The following is an 18006-nucleotide window of genomic DNA, read 5'->3' as shown; positions in this document are numbered from 1 at the left end:
CCTTTAGATATTTTTTTTATTGCAGAACAAAGCTCGCGATATTTGCGCTGCCATTACTAACGTTTATATCACCGTTCAATATAGTTACATTATCTGCAACCGTATAATTCCAGTTATATCCACCCTCCAATGTCACTGAAATGGGCCAGCGCAGATCAACAGTCTCAGCAAACTCAACAGCTTTACTCTGAATCGTAACAGTAGTCATTCCAGCATTATGAGCGTATTCATAGGCTGCCTGAATCGAGTTGAAAGGCATTAGAGTCTCTTTGATGCGAACCAGATCTGTTGCAGGTTGAAATTCAGCCGATACTGTCAAAGGAGAATTCATTGAGATGCTGCAATCAAGTCCGCCGCAGCCAGCAACATTCCAACCTCTAAACTCACAACAAATGTCTGGTTTAGCCGTAAGAGTTACCGAGTTTTCCGCTTCATAGCCATAGGAACAATTCTCCCCACAATTTATCCCGATAGATGCACTTGAAATAGTACCGGTACCGGATCCTGTTTTCGAGATCATTAAATTATAAATCTTTTTGGTAAAGTTCGCTCTTACAAGCTGATATTTATCAATGGTTACAGTACATGGTGTAACACCAGCGCAACCACCACCTTCCCACCCAGTAAAATCGTAGTGAACTCCAGGTGTAGCCGTCAGGGTAACAACTGTGTTAACAGTATAAGATTCCTCACAATCGCTCCCGCAGCTTATCATGCCATCAGCACTTGTTACCTGGCCCACACCATCCGTAACGACGACAACAGGAAAACTCATCATGTCAGTACAAGTCGTATCATAAATATCATCGGGATAAGGATGGGCAAAACAAGGCTTATAGGGATAATCGCTGCTGATAACAGGGGCCTTTCCTATTTCATTGGGTGCATCAATACCTGGAGACAGAGGGCCGATGAAAAGAGAACGGAACATTTTGTCTCTTGCTCTCTCCTTGTCTTTCCAGAGCAAAAATCCGGTTTCTGAGACAAATGAAGTTGCTGTTTCAAAGGGCAGTCCCAGTGTATTCGGTACTGGCGGTGGATCTTCCATCCATTGATGATCAGCATCGATGTTTTCAAACGCAACAGCAACGGCGTTGTCTACCTCATCAAACAGGTTTCCACCGAACTCATCCAAATCGACCCCTGCCTGAGTGGCCAACTCGTTTAACTGAGTCTTGTCTAGCAGAGCAAGCTTGGCAAGCACAATGGCATTATAGGCAACGGCATACCTTTCAGGATCAAACTTTCCATCTTTCAAGTACATTTCAGCTTTTACCCTCTCAGCCATATCAGGAATCATGACAAGTCCTTTGTAAGACCCAGATTCCGGCTTGGTGAAATACAGGTTTAAGGTCGCATCATTTGGGTCTGCATCAATCAGTTCAATAATGTCCTCTACCTCTTCGGGTAGCATACTTAAAAGCTGCTCACCGGCTTCTTCTTTTAGCTCATCCACAAACAGATCTACAACTTGTTGCTCGAGATTCTTTAGTTCCGTATAACCGGGAGTGCCAAGTACGTTTTTCATAGTTGAGTACTCTTCAATGATGGAAATTATATTGACAAGTGCATTTTTAAGTTCTGCTACTGAATCCTTGAACTCACAGCCGGAGATGGCGGTGGGTATACCGATAATCCCCTTGTGATAACAATCGAACCAATTGGTGATCGGTTCAAGGGCGCTTGCATTGGGATCCATTGTATTAAGCATGGTCTGTCCCGTCGCTTTAACGTATTCAAGCATGGCCTTGTCAACATCATCCCGCCAGTACCTTAAAGTTGCTTGAATGGGTGATGCATCGGCATAGGGGATCTGCAAGAGATCTATAATGGCATTTTTTATGTTCAGACCAGCAGTGGCGGCAATAATAGCATTATCTCTGACAGCTCTGACAGCATCATGATAATCGTCTTCTATACCTAATAATTGATTTTCAAGAGTGTGTATAAAATCATTTAGTGCATTTATTTGATTAATTATTTGGCCTCGCAAAACCATGCAAGTTGGCTCACAAACATCTACGCACGCTATGCCAAACGGACCACAAACCTCAGCGCAACATTCAGGTATAGTTAAAAGAGCAAGCTCTACTAATTTATTATCCAATTCCTGTTTTTTTGCCAGAAGATCATTTTCCAATCTGGCCAACTCGGCATTGGCATGTTCAAGTGCCGCAAATCCCTTACCCTCATACTTCATGGACAAATCAAATAAAGCCTGATCCAGTTGCTGAAGATTATCAGGAATGGTCCCATTAAAGGTGTCGATAATCGGCTGGGCCTCATTAACAATCTTGTCAGCTTCATCAGGAGAAATAGAGATATCGAAGAAATAACCTACAATCATCACGGCCAGCATATCGATTTCATGCCAGATAGGATCTTCAGCGAGATCATGGATAGCCTTTCTGTAATCGTAGTAAGCGGCTAGATGAGGGGCGGTGGAATTCTGCCAGTATTGACCTTGAACCTCGTCATTAAAGATCAGGGCATCTCTGGCAAAGGTGGCGAAGTTGTCATCAAGTGTTATCTGGCTCCATGGCGAACCTAAATCTGCCCCTGTGTGGTCTTTCAGAGGGGGAAGATGCTTGCTGATAAAGCCCTCCAGGATAAAATGCCTTTCTTCAACCAGGATTTCTCCATCAGTCAGAAGGAAAGTGCCCCCTGCATACTGGTTGACGTAAGTATGAGAAAAAACATCGGCTGCGGCATGCCCGAGATAGCCGTAAACAAAGGCCTTGGCATCATCACTATAGGAAGTACGGCCTAATAAATAATTTAGCCAACCGTTAGTTTTCCAATCCGTATCGCCGGGATGAACGGCTATCTGACCGGCTACCACATCAGGAACAGCGTCAGGACCGATATTCCCCATCAAAAAGTCAGACTTGTTACTTAAAATAGCATTGGTAATATCGCTGTTTACGGCTATTTCAACTGATGATTGATTTAAAAATTTAAATGTTAGCTTCCCGTCATCTTCCAGGTCATTGATGACCTGTTGCCCTACCCAAACATGGGTATCAACCTTAAATGCCTGCGCTTGTGAGCTAAATAGCATAAGAAAGGAGCTATATACAATAACTTTGCTCCAGATACGATTCATACGTTTTCCCTCCCATTTTTTAATATTCATTATGAAAAATTCATACTTGCCCGGCACACATCATGCCAAAACACCCAACTGGGCCTGCACTGTTTTTTAAGCGCATTGCTTACTGCGGCAATACTTTCCGACCAACTGCCGTCCCGACAACTTTCCCATTTTTTAATAACTTAACCATTATCGATATTCCCCTATTTGTTGTTCCATGCCGTTGATCCCGCAAAACGCTATCAATCTTTTTTGATCAAGTGAGGTATATCTGGCCGGAAAGTTCTGTATTTCGTCGTATTCCTATATTTTCCATTAAAATGGCCTTAAACTTCCAAGAATATAAAAAATACAGGAAAAAATAAACGATGATAGAAGTACATATTTTCTCATTATCTGTCAATAAAATAAATGCGCCACATACAGCACTATTGTAACGCTACAAGCCGCAACACACTGATATTATTATAAAATACAAACTATATCTTTTTTTGAACGCTCAGTTTTTTCATAGTCAGACAGAGCAATATTGTTCAAAACAAAGGGGATTTGTTTTGCAAGAGTTTGGGAACGGAAGAAGGGATAGAAGCTGTGGGAGTTTATTTAGCGCAGAGGACTCCGAGGAGAGTCTGGAGGGAAATCTTTTTTTGATACTGATTTTACCCCGGCTATCCCGCCTGTCCCGTGTAAAACAAGCTTTAAACCTTTTTTTCTTTTGACGGGATTTACAGGATTCACTGGATTTCAAGACCTAAAACATTTTTCTGGACACTGATCTTCACTGATAAAGTCTGATTTTAAAGATAAAAACCTACCATTTTTCAGTAAAAATCATAAACCAATCATAAATAATCTGTGTTTAATATTCTCACTACGACTTTGACATTATCCCGTCAATCCCGTCAATCCCGTCTAAAAACAAGCTTTTAAATCTTTTTCTTTTGACGGGATCAACAGGATTTACCGGATTTCAAATTCTAAAATATTTTCCGGACACTGATTTTTACAGATAATATATGATTAAAACCTTCTTATCTTCAGTACAAATCATAAAGAAATCAGTGTTAATCTGTGTCTGATTTCAATTAATATTTACCCTGATTCTTACTAAAAAGATCCTCAATCTATCTTGAGTCGCCTCTTCCTCTCGCCTACAAGAATATAATCATCTTTTTCTATTTCATCCATTTTTTTTAAGGCAAGTTCACGAAGAAGCTTCTTTTTTGCGTCATCACGGCTTCGTTCTTTTTTGTATCTGCCTATATTGAGTTTTTCCCGTAATGCAAGAAACTCAAGTGGAGAAACCTCTTCATATTTAGTTTTCCTGATTTTCATCGTTTACTTTCCTTTTCATTTCCAACAATTCTTCATAGATATCATTTTCCGGTCTGGATGCCTTCTTTTTCAGGTAATCCCAGTCAAGAATCTCTTTATAGCGGGTTACAAGCAATTCAACCATTTCACAATCAGATTCCGATTTCCAGTGTTTGCAAGCATTCATCCTGTCAATAAGAAGATCTTCCATACCCAGTATTTGACAACTTAAACCTTCTTCAAACTCGACTACTTCCAGAGGAGCGTCTTCATCGACAAGTATACCGGCAGGCGCTTCAACAGCAATAGCCAGATCATCATTAAACCAGTAGCGCCCTTCTTTTTGAAATCCCAAATCCATGAGGACCTGATTGAGACTTTCTCTGTCGCTACAGGCGAGATCAATGTCAGCAGTAAAATAGACCTCTCTTGAATAATAAGAAAGTGCGCAACCACCGATAAGAATGGGTGGAACTTTTCCTCTCTTTTCAAGGAGAGCACTAATTAGAGAAACCATAAGCAGCTGCCTCTTCAAAGGAGAGGCAGTCTTTTTTATCAGTTCAAGGATTTCCTTCTTTTTCATACACTTTTTATACCAGAGATGGGGAGAGATGCCAACAGGAATGATTAAAAGGGATAGAGCTTATAGTACACCAAGGTAATACCTTCAGTAAAAATCATAAGCCAGTCATAAATAATCTGTGTCTAATATTCTCACTACGACTTTGACCTTATCCCGTCAATCCCGTCAATCCCGTCAATCCCGTTAATCCCGTCTAAAAACAAGCCTTAAATCTTTTTTCTTTTGACAGGATCAACAGGTTTGAAAACATTGAAGATGTTTCTCCGACACTGATCTTCACAGAACTATTATGATTTTAAAATATTTAAGCTTTTACTATCTTCATGGCTTAAAACCTTGCCTTCTTCAATGTCTTTTAAACCCTGTTCTACTTTTTGCTTAAAGTAAAGCTCAGCCATAATATCAGACAGTGTACATTTGCAATCAGAAGCTCTTGCAAATTGTAAATTGCATTGACAATTTGCAAAAAAGTGCTAAAATCAAAATTATGATTAAGCGCCAGGCTGCCCATACATTAGCCTCACTTTCCCGGGGATTTCCCGTTGTGACCGTGACAGGGCCCAGACAATCGGGGAAAACAACGCTCGTCCGGGATTTCTTCAGCGACAAACCCTATGTTTCGCTGGAGGAACTCGATCAAAGAGAATATGCCACTACTGATCCCCGGGGATTTCTTGCAAGCTATCCTGATGGCGCCGTTCTCGACGAGGTACAGAATTGTCCGGAACTTTTTTCCTACATTCAGGGAACTGTCGACAAAGACAAGCGATGCGGACTCTTCATACTTACAGGATCACAACAATTCGGCCTTCTTTCCCGCATTACTCAGAGCCTTGCCGGACGCGCAGGCTTTGTACACCTGCTCCCTTTTGCCTTGAGTGAACTCCAGGAAGCAGGCAGGAAGACAACCTCTCTCGACAGTCTTCTATTTTCCGGCCTTTATCCCCCGCTCTATGACAGGGATGTAAAACCACCAACATGGCATGCAAATTACATACTTACCTACCTGGAACGTGACGTGCGTCAAATGGTTAACGTAAGAGACCTGACAACTTTTCAGCGCTTTTTGAAAATGTGTGCCGCCAGAAACGGACAGCTTCTCAATCTCTCGTCACTTGCCAATGATTGCGGTATTACACACAATACGGCAAAGGCCTGGATATCAATCCTGGAAGCCAGCTATATCGTCTTTCTTCTAACGCCCCACCACAAAAACTTCGGTAAACGGCTTGTAAAATCGCCAAAACTCTACTTTCATGACACAGGCCTGGCAGCTTATTTGCTGGGCATTCAGAATGCAGAACAGTTTTCCATCCATTCCATGAGGGGTGCACTTTTCGAAGGGTTTGTTATTTCCCAATTGCTGAAAAGCAGATACAACCGGGGGCTTGCATCAAATTTGTGCTTCTGGCGGGACAGTACGGGCAACGAGATCGATCTGATTATGGAGAAAGGTGAAAAGCTGGAGCCCCTTGAAATAAAATCCGGGCAAACCATTACTCGTGACTACTTTAAAGGTATTGACAAGTGGCTTGTTTTCGCGGGTGAAACAGCTGGTCCGGCAAGAATTGTTTACGGAGGAAAAGAAACCCAGCTTCGTACAGGCGTTGAAGTCATCCCCTGGCAGGCAATTGGCAAAATATTACCCTGACATTTCATTTTTCATCTTTATCCCGTAAATCATGCTAATCCCGTCTAAAATAATCTTTTAGGTTTTATGGGTTCCCGACTAAATCGGGAATGACAAGCAAATGCCGGGAGAGCTTCTACTATTCCCTTATGCCAAGATAAACCATGTAGGCGAAATAGGTAAATACAAGCAACGCGCCCTCCCATCTTTCCAGGCGGTGCTTCCTGCCTGAAAACATGAAAGCAAAAACAAAAAAAATGGACAGGACAACAAGAGCGAGGTCTGCATTTAATAAGGAGGGATAGGGAATGGTCTTGATAACGGAACTGATGCCGAGAACGAAAAGAACGTTAAAAATATTCGATCCGACTACGTTGCCTATGGCAATATCGGACTTGCCGCGATAGGCAGCCATGGCCGAAGCGAAGAGTTCCGGCAGTGACGTTCCGATAGCAACAATAGTCAGTCCGATAAGGGCCTCACTGACTCCGAAAGTCCTTGCAATATCAACGGCGCCTGTGACAACCAGCTTACCTCCCGCCACAAGACCAACCAGTCCCAGAACAATAAAAACAGAAGACTTGCCAAGCCCCATATCGGCAATCTCGCCATCCTCTCCGCCCGCTTCATCACTGCTGCTGATTGTAAAAACGTAGTACATAAAAAGCCCGAAAAGAACGAGAAGCACGAAGCCATCCCCCCTGGACAGACGGTCTGCGCCTGAATTGCCGAAAAAAGTATCGTTTAAAAGCAGACCCAGCACGAAGGTAATAAAGAGTGAAAAGGGGATCTCTTTCCAAACGGTACCCCGCTGTACCGAAATGGGTGCAATGACGGCAGCCACACCGAGGATGAGTAATGTATTACAAATGTTACTGCCGAAAACGTTCCCAAGAGCAATGCCTGAACTGCCGCCCACAGAAGCAATAATGTTGACGAGCAGTTCCGGCGCGGAAGTACCCAGCGAGACAATAGTAAGGCCGATGACCAGCTCGGAGACCTTAAAATGCTTGGCAATGGAGGAAGCGCCATCGACAAGAAAATCTCCACCTTTGGCCAGCAGAGCGAATCCGACGACAAGGAGCGCAAGCGATATGGGCATTAATGCTCCTGTTTGTGAGAAAAGTAAAGCGCCAGGGCAACCATGAGGATTCCCGCGGCAAGATAAAGAATATTGAGCGGCTCATGGTAATTAATCTGGATAACATTCTTGAAAAAGGTCACAATGAGGATCATAAGTATGACCTTGGCAAGCCTGTTTTTCAGATCATCGAGGTTCCTAATGAGCAGGATCTGGTTCCCCTCTTCCGCCTGGTCTATCTTGCTGATGAAAAGTTCATAAAGCCCCAGCGAAAAGATGAGCAGCACCGTACCGAGCAAAAAATCATCAATGGAACTGATAATCTGCCCCACCATATCGGCATGAAAGGCATACTTCATCTCCTTTGTTATCTCTCCGGAAAGGAAATCTCCAATGTATGCGACGGAATTCATCAACAGATAGCCTACATTAAAAAAGGCCATAAAAAAGAGAAGAACCGACGTAAGCAGACTGGCAATAACAGCAAGCAATACCAGATAACGGCTGTTCCAGAGCATAGATTCAAACATTTTTTCCACTTTAATAAACCCTCTTAAATAACATCAAGTTCTTTTAGTACTGCTGACAAGGCAGGCCTCTTATCTTCGGGCAACCTCGTCAGGGGAAGCCTCACCTCATCACTCATGAGCCCCATCATATGAATCGCTTCTTTAACGGGAATAGGATTGGTTTCACTAAAAAGCGCCCTGGTAAGCGGCAGCAACCGGTAATGAATGTCCAGCGCCTTATCCCTGTCACCATCGAGGCAGGCCCGGCAAAGGGCGGCCATCTCTCCGGGAACCACGTTGGAAACGACGGAAATTACACCACGGCCGCCAAGAGTCATCATGGGGAGCACTGTGGCGTCATCACCGGAGAGAATGGAAAACTGATCACGGCAAAGTTTTTTCAGCCAGCTGATCTGCTCCATATCAGCCGTTGCCTCCTTGATACCGACGATGTTTTCTATGGCTGAAAGCTTTGCTGACGTTTCGGGAAGCATGTTGACACAGGTCCTGCCCGGCACGTTATAAAGAACAAGCGGCAAATCAACGGCTTGAGCAACGCTTTTATAATGAAGATAAAGCCCCTCCTGTGTCGGTTTATTATAATAAGGTGTAATAAGCAAGGCCCCATGGGCGCCCGCTTTTTTTGCATGGGCTGCCAGGTCTATCGTTTCAGCCGTCGAATTAGACCCGGCGCCGGCAATGACGGGAACACGGCCATCTGCCGCATCGACGGTAATCTCGATCACTTTTTTATGCTCTTCATAGGTAAGCGTTGCCGACTCACCTGTCGTCCCGCAAGGGACCAGCCCGTTTATCCCTTTCGATATCTGAAAACCGATAATTCCCCTTAAGGCTTCTTCATCGACCTGATTATCCTTAAAGGGTGTAACCAGCGCCGAAAATGCACCTTCAAACATTTTTTACTCTCCTTAATATCTTTAATACTCTTTTTTCCGGTAAAAGTGACAGGAAAAAGAATCCCCCTTGCAAGAGGGGGAAGAATGCTGCGTAATAAAAGAGACAGGTTTTAAGATGACCTGTCCCCTGTCAGGTTTCCGACTTTTTCAGTTTTTTTTCGTTTTCGCCTTTGCAGGCTTTTCAGGGGCGCTTTTTTTCTTACTTTTTGCAAGCTCTTTTTCGAGCTTATCAATCCTGCCCGTCAAAGCCTTTACATCAGCCCGGGTGGCAACACCCATCTCTTTCATGATTTTTCTTACCTGATCTTCAATAATGGCTGAAAGTTTCTTATGACTCTCCTTTACCGTCTCTTTTAGCTCCTCAAGAAGATCAACACCCTCCTTCTTTGTAAGGTGCCCTTTGACAACAAGCTCATCGGCAAGCTCTTTCATCTTTTCCTGCGTGCTGGAGATACCTCCGATGGCAGCCTCCAGACTTTTCTTGATTAGGTCCAGCATAATCCCCTCCATTAAACGCTTTGACTGTTCAAGACAGTGACATATCATAATCTGAAACGCCCTCAAATGCAATTGTAAAGCGTCGGAACTGCTTGAAACTCTATGAAAAAGCGTACAAAACATAAGCATATTCCATTCCCCCCTTTCGTAAAGGGGGGTGAGGGGGGATTTGTAATTACCGCAATTAGAAAATCCCCCTTATTCCCCCTTTGATAAAGGGGGAGACATGAATAGCCACAAAACCCTTTTTTTAAACTATGCTAAAATTTAATAGACTTGTCACATAACTTGAACTAAATTGAACACATTTCACCTTTTTTCCCGAAAGATAAAAATGAAGAAAAAAAAAGCAAGCCTAATCAGAAGAGGAAGCCCCTGGAAAGAAGGCAACCACTTCAGCCTTTTAGTTAACGGCCCTGTTTTTTTTACGGCAATGCTCGATGCCGTCAGGGAGGCAAGGGAATACATTCTCCTTGAAATGTATCTTATGGAATCGGGGGATATAACCACGCGCTTTATCAATGAACTTGTTAAGGCCGCTGAAAGGGGCGTTAAAGTCTACCTCCTCATCGATGATTTCGGCTCCTGGAAACTTGGACATGCGGACCGGCAAAGGATTAATAAAAGCAAAATAGAAATGGCTTTTTTTAATCCCCTTCGCTACTGGAAGTGGCGCTTTAATCTTCACAGGAATCACAGGAAACTTCTCGTCATCGATGGTAAAACAGCCTTTACGGGAGGCGCCGGCCTGACCGACGAATTCAGCGCCAACGACGGCAAAAGCACATATTGGCGGGAAACAATGGTCCAGATCAGAGGACCCGTAACAAAAGACTGGGCAAGGTCCTTTCTGAACCTCTGGAAAAGGTGGAGCAAAAGGGAAGCATCCCTCTCCCCGGCAAAGAACCACGGCACGGCAGGAATAATGCAGGGGAAGGTGGCCTTTTTTGATCGCAGAAAAAGACATGCCACCATCAGGTCTCTAATAAGCCGCGTAAGAACTTCAAAAAAAAGGGTCTGGATCATGACGGCCTATTTCATTCCTACCTGGAAGATCAGGCGCACACTGGCAAAGGCTGCCAGAAAAGGCATCGATGTGAGGATCATTTTACCGGGCAGCCGCACGGATCACCCGTCGGTAAGAAGAATAAGCCAAACCTATTATTTCAAACTGCTGAAAAGCGGTGTAAAAATCTATGAATATGAACCCTCTTTTCTCCACTCGAAAGTCATGCTTTGTGACAACTGGGTCTCCATAGGGTCTACCAATCTCGACCGGTGGAGTCTTCGCTGGAACATGGAAGCAAACCAGGAAGTAAGGGATAATGACTTTGCCCATCAGGTTATGGAAATGTTTAACGATGATTTTCAGAATTGCACCCAAATTGATCTAACATCATGGGTCAAACGCCCCTGGTCTCAACGAATCATCGAATATTTCTGGGAACAGGTCATGGTCTGGAGTGAATATTTCATCTATACGGAAAGAGTGAAGGTTTTGAAAAAATCGAAGAGAGAGTTATTGGATTAACATCCGCTCTTCAATAATACCTGTCACTTCATTCAATACATCTTCAAAAGGAAGCACCAGGTAATATACGCCATTCACGGGGACGCCGACAGCCTCGTCTGCCTTGAATTCAATCGTGTCTTTCTCAGGACCAGTCAACGCACCAGTCAATTCTTTGTACCTGTGCTCTGTCAAGCTGCCACGCAATTTTGAAGGTGCCCTTTCTGCAGTGCCGGTTTCGGCGTCCACCAGTGTGTAATTATAGCCGCGTCCACCATTGATCGGGTTCAATGAAAGAAGTGCTTTCGTGATCCGACGCTTGTGTACAACGAAAAAATAGGAAGGTCTCCCCGTTGCGAAGTCCATTATTTCGGCAATTGTAGGATCGATCGATACAAAAACGGATGATTCGGGATTGGCGATATTGCCACCAATTGTATAGTAACCGGCGACTAGATCGTATTCTTCATTCGATTGCTCATATATCTGAATTGAATTGAAAACGGGATTACCATTTTGGTCCATGCCGCGCTCGGGAGCAACATCCATCGTCGAACATCCTGTCGCAACTAATGAAGCCAGGAGCATTAGAACCAATATTCGCATTGCTTTAATCATTGTTCCCCTTTAAGTATTTTTTTCGCATCGTCAGCCAGCCATGCAAAGATTTTGATTTAAACTAAATCATATTTAATAAGAAATTGCAACTTTCCGGTTAAAAGCTACTATCATTTAGAGAAGGATAATTTTGTTTGTTGCAGGAGGGAAGAATCAAAAAAAAGGCCCTCCCGAATCGGGGAGGGCCTTTTCAGTCAATCTATAATTCAGATACTTACCCTACATAGCTGCACTTGCTTGCCGCAGTTCTTGTATCCATATTCCTGCCCCTGTTCTGGTGATCGTCCGCTTCGATGGCCGTACCGATCATCCTGCCGAAGAGGAAGGTCGTGAAACCAGCGCTTTCAACTTCAGCGTCACTTATCTTGCCGTCGTTGTAGAGGCCCCAGACCATCTTGAGAAGGATGACAGCAATAACAGCGTCTACATTAACACAGTAAACGTTCTTCGTTACCTTTGTCTCAAACATGGACTGAACTATATTGTGGTAGAAATCGAGGAATACGTTGTAAATCCCCTTGTCGTTAAAGAGCCCTGAGACGAATTGCTCTCTTGGGTCGTAGTTAACATCCTTGCCTTTGAAGACAGGGTGGTTAATACAGGGCACCTTGGCGTAATCGATGTTTCCTGCCGCTTTCTCACGCTTCTTGTAGTCGGCGTAGTCCCTGGAGTATTTAGTTGCAATCGCCTTGAGGTCGATACCGTGTCCCTTATCGGCAGGGTCCTTGAGACCACTGCTCTTGAAGAGGTCGATAAGGAAGGCAACCGCCTCGTAACCGTTACCGCCATGGGCAAAACCGGTGTGCGTGAGCATTCCAACGAAGGCTTTGTTGATCTGGACTCTCAGTGGGTCCTGCGGGCCGTCTGCACTGACGGCGCCTTTAGCGCCCTGGGCAGAGATTGTTCCCGGACCGTTGGAGATGATAAGACCGAGAAGAACGCTGAACTCGAAGAGCTCCGCTTTATTCGGCTTTTTACCGATAAGAGCAAGGAAGGCCGTTTCCGTAAAGCTCCAGCCATCAATGATCTCATCACTCTTCACACCGCAGAAGCTGTCAGCCGTATGCTTGGCAGCAGGAACGGAAGCACCGACAAATGCGCTGAATACAAGCGAATACCAGGGGAGTTCGCCCATGGTAAGTTTGGAAATTTTCTTCCTCATGAGACCGCTCCAGCCAACAGTCGCCCAGATAGCGCCAAGTACGGCGTCTTGTGAAGGCTTGCCGCCTGTCGCTGCATCGAGGAGTTGGATGAACATGGAATCACCACCAAGTGATTTTGCGCTTTCCAGGAATTTGGAACCATCTTCACCGTCAGTTAATACCGCCTTCTGATCGGCAGAAAGAGCGCCCGCCCTGGCAGCGCCGTCACCGGCAAAAGGATCTTCTACTTTATCATGCTGGAAAAGCTCCGTCATAAGATCGATAGCGGCAGTGGCCTTTTTGGCACGGCCTTTACCGATAATAGAAATAGCAGAAGCAAGAACCGTATTTGGCGAGTTCTCCGCTTCTCTTGATGCATCAGCTGCAGCAAGTGCAACATCACCATTCATATTAACGTAGGTATTAAAAGCGAGGTTAGCAAGCTTTGTTGCTCTCTCTTCAGGGTATTCCTTCATGAGAGAGAATACGAGGTTTTCCTCAAGATTTTTCTTGGAACAATCGAGGATGGAAACCTTGTGGACCTTGGTAACCTGCGTCTTGGGATCCATCATGGATGCGCCTGAAGTGTCCTTCATGGCCTGTCTCGGGAACTGAGCACCAACCTGCTTGTCAATGGCTTCAATCTGCTCATCGTAGGGCTCCATTGCCGTAACAACAGGCACATCGAGTTCTTCAGGAAGGTTGAGGCCCTGGTTGTTACCCATCCAGCATTTGAGAGAAAGGTCACCTGTCGGCTCGAAGTCAGGCTTGATGCCGTTGGCTTCCATAACCTTTGAAAGAGCTTCAGGAATGTGAGCAATGTTTGTAACAACAGCGCCCTTCTTTGTGAATACAGGCTTTTCCGGTGTGTAAATATCATCGCAATCGAAGTAGTCCATGAACCACTGCTCTTTAGCCATGGCGTTATCACCGGACCCGGCAAGAGAACCGGCATGTCCGCAGGCCTTGGTCAGCTTCGCCTTCCAGCGTCCAACAACACAGGCGACAACGGGCTTGTCGAACTTGAGGCCATGCTCGTAATATCCACCGGGCTCGGCGTACATAACGGCCGCCTTTGAACGGTCATCATTATGGAATGCATGTGTAAATTCTTTCGGGCCGTACTGGATATAAACATCCTTACCGGATGAGATGGAAGTCGTCGTTCCCCATCCTTCCGTACCGAGATAAACGGCGATAGTCGTCGTAAAGTTACCCGAGTTGGAGAAGAGGGCCACGGAACCCTTGAGGAGAGATTCTTCAGGGGCGTTACCGCCGAGAGCGCCACCGATCCTTACATGATTCCAGGAATCGGCCACACCGAGGCAGTTACCACCGAAAACGTCAACGCCGTTAGTCTGGCAAATAGCTCTTACAATTCTTGAATCCCTGACAGATACCTTTTCAGTAAGAATGATTACCTTCTTAAGATCGGGATTTTTCCTGACAACCTCGGCAACGCCGTCTCTTACACCGGAAGGTGGAAGATAGATAACAGCCGTATTGAACTTGTGGCCTGCCGCCAGTCCTTCTTTAACCGAGTTGTAAACAGGAATATCACCAATGGAAGTTTTCAGCTTCTGCCCCGAGCGTCCGGGGCTGGTACCGAAAACGATATTGCCGCCCGAATAAATATGGCTGACAGGCGTTACGGTCCTGCTCTCGCCACCAACAATATTTAATACGCAAACGCGGTCATCTTTTGTCGCTATCTCGCTAAGCGAGTCAACCCCTACGTAGTAAGGGAATCCTTTTACACCTTCTTTATGCATCGCTCATTTCCTCCTTATTATCAAGCGCCTATGAGGGCTGAAACTTGTTTTCTACCCTCTTTTTCCATCCACTTGTCCGCTGCAAGGGCATAGTTTACAACTTCGCTCATGGCACTGTCGAAACCGAAAACCCTGTATGGAAGACCCAGTGACTCAAGGGTGTCCTTCATGTAAGCCATACCCCTGATGAGATTTGGTCCGCCCCTTCCGACAACAACATAAAGCGGTGTCGGTCCGTAGGTCTGGAAATACCATCTCAGCGCGTCAGCCATGGCCCTGAATGTTTCATAAATATCAGTATTATTCGCCTTGCCACCGATAACAAAAAGCACGTTGGACTGCTTGAGCCAGTACTTGAAGCAGATCTGTGAAATCTGGAACATCTTCTCATAGGGAGGGTTACCACCGAAGTCGGAAGAGATAGTCGCCCTGTCACCGAGAAGCTCCGTTACAAGCGCATTGGCTCCACCACCGAAGGTAGGCGCCGTAATGGTTCCCTTGTCATTCATGACGAAAACATCGGACTGTCCCTGATAAGTTCTAAGCTGGTTAATTTCCTGCTCGAACTCGGAGTAGTCGGAAGCAAAGAGGTGAGAAGGAAGCTCAAGCCTCTTCCATGCCGGATCGTCCTGATCGAAAGAACCCTTAAAGTCACAGGCAACAGGAACGAGTCTGCCTTTTTTGTTCGGGCTCATCCTGATGGGGTTCAGTTCAAGCATATTCATGCCGTAGTTGTTGTAAAGGTCCCAGAGTTTGGGAAGGTTCTGAACGAGGGGGCTGATGATCTCCTTGGGAGCGCCCAGCTCTTCCAGTGCATTGGATACGTGGAATGATTTCAGTCCTGTAAGCGGATCGAAGGGAACAACCTTGATCTTGTCCGCCGGAAGCTCTTCGATATCGACACCACCGTGGTGGGTAATAGTCATAACAGGTGCGCGGAATTCTGTAGAATCACTGAGTGAAAAGTAAACTTCATGGTCTGCCGCTACTCCCCCTTCGAAAGTAACGCCGTCAGCCTTGGCGCTTGTCGTGCCGTGAACATGTTCCGCAAAATAAAGTCTTTCCTTTTCTGAAATGGCCGTTGTAATATCGGAAGCCCTTCCGATAAGGCCGGACTTACCTTTTTTACCGACACCTCCTTTGAAGATAGGCTTGATGAAAACCTGCCCCTTCCTCTTGATAAGATCCTTGATCTCATCAACGCTTGCCTCTGGCCCGAGGACTTCCGCTGTCGGGAATTCAACTCTCTCAAGGAGTTTTCCTCCCCATAACAAACCTGTCAGTTGCATTATTACCTCCTGATATTTCTTGTTAATAGTTCTTAAGGTTTAACCAAACCGGGTAAAATGAAAAACTCCTCTTTTACAGATTTTGCCAAAAAAAGTCAAGCTTTTTTGGATAAAAGGAACTTTTTTTTGTAAAAAAATACCTGTGAAGCTGAAAAAAGCAACTGATGAACTAATAAAAGGTCCTCTGCTTCTGTCATTGCGAGGGAAGCGAAGTAATCTCAGGCTTATATAAACCAAGAAATTAGAGATTGCTTCGTCAGAAACTTTCTTTGAGGAGGGAACGGCCTATATTATAGATAAAAAGGACGGCAGCAACCAGTTCGAGGAATGCAAATAGAGTCGCCACCTGCCGCATCTCACCTCCCAGGGGATAAAGGATAAGAAAGAACAGGAGACCTGCATTGGCAATCCAGAACTGCAAACCGGCAATAGCCTGACTGTGAAGCTCCCTGCCGGCAAACCTTGGAATAATGTAGTAACCGACACCATAAATCATCATGGTAATCCAACCAAGGACGTTTAGGTGGGCATGGACAGGCATGATTTTTTCAGTAAGTCCCGGCATGAATGCCATTAACAGACCAAGTATGATACCGAGCACAAGATAAGTGAGGCTGGCAAGAACAAAGCGAACCGAAGCCTTACCCATAGTCTCTACGGCAGACAATACAGAGGGGAGAATATTATAAACAAACATAAGGCCTGCCAACCCTGCAATGAGTCCGGAAATCCCGATAAACATCTGTGAAAGCCCGGAGCTTAAACTCCCCTCTAAAATAAGAGCGGCAACCATAAAAAGAAGCCCTGAATTAGCCACTATAAAGTTGGTTTTTACAAGCCCTTTATTCTTTACATCTCTACGGGAAAAACGGGGGAAAATATGGTAGGCGACACCGTAAATCATCATCGTTATCCAGCCGAGAAGATTGATGTGAAAATGGACCTTCAAAAAAGCCCACCCTGAAGCGGACAGGGCCATGTAAGCGCCGAGGGAACACCCTATTACAAAATAAAGCGTTGCCGCCTGCGTAAAACAGGAAGCCCATTTATCCACCTCCTTATCAGCCTCTCCCATGAGAAAATCCCAGTTCGAAGGAAGCTCTTTAACCGCCTCCCCTTTGATGGCCGTCGAGATAATATTAAAGAGAAAGAGGTAAGACGAAAAGACTTCAATAAGGGCAAAAAGCGGTAAAAGGCCATAATTCATTGTGGCAAAAGAAAAGACCATACCGATAATCCCGATATTGGCCGTTGCAAAATGAAGGGTAAGGGCCTTTTCACTATAGGGGTTTTTTCCGATAAACAGGGGAATAACGAAATAGCTCACACCGATAATCATCATGGAAACCCAGCCGAGCAGATTCAGATGGGCATGGACGGGGCGAAGAACAGTCACAAGTTCAGGCATGGCCACAGAGACCACACCGAGAGTGCAACCCGCTAAAAAATAGATGAACGACGATATGATAAATCTTTTCGTATGCTTATTCATGGGATTTTAGTCGGTTTGCTCAGGCTTGGCAGGAAAAGCTTTCTTTACTTATGATGATATTTATGCGCCGGCTTTTGTCGTGAAGGCCCGTCTATTTACTGAAACCGTATTCGAGCATAAGTTTTATAATAATCTTTTCGTCGGCAATATCTATTTTCTCTATTTCAAAGCCCGCCGCATAATAGTCGGGATTGACGTCCCTTTTGCACCAGATTGATTTTGCTTCAAAAACAAGCGCTTTGCGGCCTTCTATCTCATAGGGAAGTTTTGCTTCAAAAGCAAAAAGCTTGTCAGTCTCAACCTCCCCTTCCATCATCAGCTTTATACCCGAAGTCGATATATCAATAAGATAACCTGCCAGGGTCTTCTTATTCTGGTCGACAACCTCTGAATAATAAATAAGTTGCCTTCTTTTGGGAATTCTCTTACCTGTAATAACCATACCTCTATCCTCTAATTAGATTGTCTTTGAGGAATGAACCGATAAACATACCCCGCTCTTTTGGCGACAAGCTCATTGTAACAATAAAAAAAGGAGATGTCAGTTTTTTTCCTCT

14 protein-coding genes are annotated in these 18006 nt (G+C 44.9%); 2 read left to right on the top strand and 12 right to left on the bottom strand.

Translation table 11 applies throughout. The annotated features are described in order from the left end of the window. Positions 1-16 precede the first annotated feature (16 nt). The 3 genes from OEV42_03705 to OEV42_03695 form a co-directional block, all read right to left on the bottom strand. Positions 17-3106, bottom strand: a complete 3090-nt coding sequence (locus OEV42_03705; GenBank protein ID MDH3973365.1) for a zinc dependent phospholipase C family protein — start codon at positions 3104-3106, stop codon at positions 17-19. 1107 nt (positions 3107-4213) lie between these two features. Continuing rightward, positions 4214-4429 (bottom strand): hypothetical protein, encoded by a 216-nt coding sequence (locus OEV42_03700; protein MDH3973364.1) that lies wholly within the window; start codon positions 4427-4429, stop codon positions 4214-4216. Continuing rightward, the gene (locus tag OEV42_03695) at positions 4410-4991 is read right to left on the bottom strand and encodes a nucleotidyltransferase family protein (GenBank protein MDH3973363.1); all 582 of its coding nucleotides are present in this window, start codon (positions 4989-4991) and stop codon (positions 4410-4412) included. Before OEV42_03695 ends, OEV42_03700 begins: the two co-directional genes overlap by 20 nt. A 487-nt stretch (positions 4992-5478) precedes the next feature. Here OEV42_03695 and OEV42_03690 point away from each other — a divergent pair, with 487 nt between their 5' ends. Further along, positions 5479-6642 carry an ATP-binding protein gene (locus OEV42_03690; protein MDH3973362.1) on the top strand — a complete coding sequence of 388 codons (1164 nt, stop codon included), beginning with the start codon at positions 5479-5481 and terminating at the stop codon, positions 6640-6642. Between the two features lie 118 nt (positions 6643-6760). Here the strand turns inward: OEV42_03690 and OEV42_03685 are convergent, their stop codons facing one another. The 4 genes from OEV42_03685 to OEV42_03670 form a co-directional block, all read right to left on the bottom strand. Then, positions 6761-7723, bottom strand: coding sequence for a calcium/sodium antiporter (locus tag OEV42_03685; GenBank protein ID MDH3973361.1), 963 nt, complete (start codon positions 7721-7723; stop codon positions 6761-6763). Further along, positions 7723-8241, bottom strand: a complete 519-nt coding sequence (locus OEV42_03680) for a YqhA family protein (protein ID MDH3973360.1) — start codon at positions 8239-8241, stop codon at positions 7723-7725. The genes OEV42_03685 and OEV42_03680 overlap by 1 nt, the downstream gene beginning before the upstream one ends. Positions 8242-8255: 14 nt before the next feature. After that, complete coding sequence (gene dapA, locus OEV42_03675; GenBank protein MDH3973359.1) at positions 8256-9128, bottom strand: 4-hydroxy-tetrahydrodipicolinate synthase; 873 nt, start codon at positions 9126-9128, stop codon at positions 8256-8258. Between the two features lie 147 nt (positions 9129-9275). After that, complete coding sequence (locus OEV42_03670; GenBank protein MDH3973358.1) at positions 9276-9626, bottom strand: phasin family protein; 351 nt, start codon at positions 9624-9626, stop codon at positions 9276-9278. 334 nt (positions 9627-9960) lie between these two features. Here OEV42_03670 and OEV42_03665 point away from each other — a divergent pair, with 334 nt between their 5' ends. Further along, entirely contained in the window at positions 9961-11157 is a 1197-nt protein-coding gene (locus OEV42_03665; GenBank protein ID MDH3973357.1) for a phospholipase D-like domain-containing protein, read from the top strand. Here the strand turns inward: OEV42_03665 and OEV42_03660 are convergent. The 5 genes from OEV42_03660 to OEV42_03640 form a co-directional block, all read right to left on the bottom strand. Continuing rightward, entirely contained in the window at positions 11146-11685 is a 540-nt protein-coding gene (locus OEV42_03660) for a hypothetical protein (protein ID MDH3973356.1), read from the bottom strand. The genes OEV42_03665 and OEV42_03660 overlap by 12 nt on opposite strands. 283 nt (positions 11686-11968) lie before the next feature. Continuing rightward, positions 11969-14668 (bottom strand): CoA-binding protein, encoded by a 2700-nt coding sequence (locus tag OEV42_03655; GenBank protein ID MDH3973355.1) that lies wholly within the window; start codon positions 14666-14668, stop codon positions 11969-11971. A gap of 20 nt (positions 14669-14688) precedes the next feature. After that, entirely contained in the window at positions 14689-15957 is a 1269-nt protein-coding gene (locus tag OEV42_03650; protein ID MDH3973354.1) for a carboxylate--amine ligase, read from the bottom strand. Positions 15958-16213: 256 nt separating this feature from the next. Further along, positions 16214-17449, bottom strand: coding sequence for a cbb3-type cytochrome c oxidase subunit I (locus tag OEV42_03645; protein MDH3973353.1), 1236 nt, complete (start codon positions 17447-17449; stop codon positions 16214-16216). 91 nt (positions 17450-17540) lie between these two features. After that, positions 17541-17891 carry a PilZ domain-containing protein gene (locus tag OEV42_03640; protein ID MDH3973352.1) on the bottom strand — a complete coding sequence of 117 codons (351 nt, stop codon included), beginning with the start codon at positions 17889-17891 and terminating at the stop codon, positions 17541-17543. Positions 17892-18006: the final 115 nt, after the last annotated feature.

It is taken from the genome of Deltaproteobacteria bacterium (genome assembly GCA_029860075.1).
In the GTDB taxonomy this organism is placed as follows: Bacteria; Desulfobacterota; JADFVX01; order JADFVX01; family JADFVX01; genus JAOUBX01.
The sequence above is the reverse complement of the archived record's forward strand: the minus strand, read 5'-3'. Positions and strand labels throughout refer to the sequence as shown.